Here is a 2,517-nt window from a genome sequence, read left to right on the forward strand (position 1 = left end):
CGTAAAATACGCCGTCTCGTCGCCTTACAGCCGCCAAAACCTCTCGTATAAACCGGACACCCTAAAGCCGTCGAGCTCAAAATCTCGCGCCAAGCTTAGCGCTTCGTCCCGCTTACCCATCTTGCCATCCTTACTTTTGAAATTTTATTTTGATAATTCTAGCGTAAATTTAGGTTAAATTTTGAAGGCGACTTATTTTATATGTCAAAATTCCAGTAAAAAATATGTGAGATTAAATTCGGCGACGAACTAAAATTTAGAAGTATGCCGAGCCCCGTAGAGCCCGGCTAAATTTTAAAATAGCTCTTAAATTTAAAAGCTATCGTCTCTTTTTTCAAAGATCAGATGCAGCACGTAGGTCACGGCGAAGGTCAAGGTGCTAGGCACGATCCAGCCAAGCATCGAGTCATAAAACGGCATCATCTTCACAAACGACGTCACAAGCGGCACCGAAATCCCCAAAATATCAAGTCCGTTTATGACGCCCTCGACTACGCAGACATAGACGCAGGCGCGGTAAATCAGCTTGCTTGAATCGATCCACGGATTTATGAGCGAGAGAATTATCAGCATGATCGAGATCGGATAGATGGCGACGAGGACCGGGATAGAGCCTTTGATGATGGTCGTAAGGCCGAAATTTGCGACTCCAAAGCCGATCACGCACCAAGCGATCGCCCAGGTTTTGTATTTGATCTTACCTTTCGTAAGCTCTTCAAAATATTCGCTAGCCGAGCTTATAAGGCCTAGAGTTGTGGTGATGCAGGCTAGGAAAAATGCGCTGCCTAGGATCACTACGCCCACTCTTCCGAAGTAATGATCGCTTACTCGCGACAGAAGCTCCGCTCCGTTGATATTCGGCGCATCCTTGAAAAGCTCCGCAGAAGTCGCGCCCAGATAGCCCAGCATAAAATATATCGTCATCAGTATGACGCCCGACATCATTCCCGCTTTTATCGTAGAGGTGATGAGGTGCTTCTCATCGCTCACGCCGGTTGCTTTGATGGCATTAATTACGATGATGCCGAATGCCAGCGACGCAAGCGCGTCCATCGTCTGATAGCCCTCTACGAAGCCCTTTGCTGCGGCGTGATCAACGTACTCGCCGCTAGGGGCGACGAAGCTTCCGACAGGAAACAAAAATCCCGCGCCGAAAAGTAGCAAAATAAGCGCTAAAAGTATCGGCGTAAGGTATTTTCCTAGCAGATCGACGAGCTTTGAAGGGTTCATACAGATATAATAGTTCAGCGCAAAATATGCCGCGGAATAAACAAATAGCCAAATTTGAAGGCGATTTTCCGCAATAAAAGGCTTAATCGCGATATCAAAAGGCATATTTGCCGCGCGCGGTATCGCAAAAAGAGGCCCGATCGTAAGATATAAAAGCGCGGTAAAAACGATCGCAAACACCGGATCTATGCGGCGTACCAGGCTCTGAAGCCCCTTGGCGCGCGCAATGGCTGCGACGCCAAGCACTGGCAGAAGCACTGCCGTAGCGCAAAAAAACATTATTGCGATATAAAAATTCTGCCCGGATTCCCTACCGAGACCCGGCGGAAAAATAAAATTTCCCGCACCGAAAAACATCGCAAATAGCGTAAGCGATATCGTCAAAAACTGGCTTCTACTAAGCTTGCCCTTCATCTTAAAACCTTCCTTGCTGGATTTAAAACTTATATTGTAGTTACAAATGTTTAAAACATATTTAAATTTAGCTCAAATTTAGCCGCAAATCCTCCCTCTCGTGATTTTTGATCCCGCAAGCGGCGCGCAAGGCGGCTAAAATTTTAAAAATTTTAAGTATAATTTCGCAAAGCTTGGGGCTAAATTTAAGCGAAAATGAGCGAGGATAAAAATGGCAAAAGTTAAAACCACGATTTTTGAGTGCCAGCACTGCGGCAATCAGCAAAGCAGATGGCTCGGCAGATGCCCCGACTGCGGCGCGTTTGATAGCTTCGTCGAGCTCAAGCCCGCTCAGATCAAAGCGCTAAAAGAGATCGAGGGCGAGCTTGCCCGCGCCTCATCCGCAAGCGCCAAAGCGATCAGCGAGATACAGATCGAGCAAATTTCGCGCATCGACACCAAGGATAGCGAGCTAAATTTAGTCCTCGGAGGCGGCGTCGTGGAGGGCTCGCTCGTGCTAATCGGCGGCAGCCCAGGCATCGGAAAATCCACGCTGCTACTTAAGATCGCGGCAAATTTAGCAAGCGGCGGCCGCGCGGTGCTTTACGTAAGCGGCGAGGAGAGCGCTAGCCAGATCAAAATGCGTGCGCAGCGGCTGGGCGCGATAAGCGAGCAGCTGTTTTTGCTCACCGAGATAAATCTAAGCGCCGTGCTTGAAGAGGTGGAGCGTAGGGATTATAAGTTTATCGTCATCGACAGCATCCAAACGCTTTTTAGCGACAAAGGCTCCTCTGCGCCGGGCTCGATCACGCAGGTGCGCGAGATCACCTTCGAGCTGATGCGACTTGCCAAAGCGCGCGGAATTTCGATCTTTATCATCGGCCATATCACCAA

2 protein-coding genes are annotated in these 2,517 nt (G+C 48.6%); one reads left to right on the forward strand and one right to left on the reverse strand.

Going from position 1 to position 2,517, the window contains the following annotated elements; genetic code table 11:
* Positions 1–312 precede the first annotated feature (312 nt).
* Positions 313–1,644: a branched-chain amino acid transport system II carrier protein gene (gene brnQ, locus Q0256_RS03035; RefSeq protein WP_297959932.1), complete on the reverse strand. Its 1,332-nt coding sequence runs from the start codon at positions 1,642–1,644 to the stop codon at positions 313–315.
* A gap of 211 nt (positions 1,645–1,855) precedes the next feature.
* Here brnQ and Q0256_RS03040 point away from each other — a divergent pair.
* The coding region (locus Q0256_RS03040) for an AAA family ATPase (protein ID WP_297959934.1) at positions 1,856–2,517 on the forward strand (662 nt) is incomplete at its 3' end.

Source organism: uncultured Campylobacter sp. (genome assembly GCF_937949835.1).
Classification (GTDB): domain Bacteria; phylum Campylobacterota; class Campylobacteria; order Campylobacterales; family Campylobacteraceae; genus Campylobacter_B.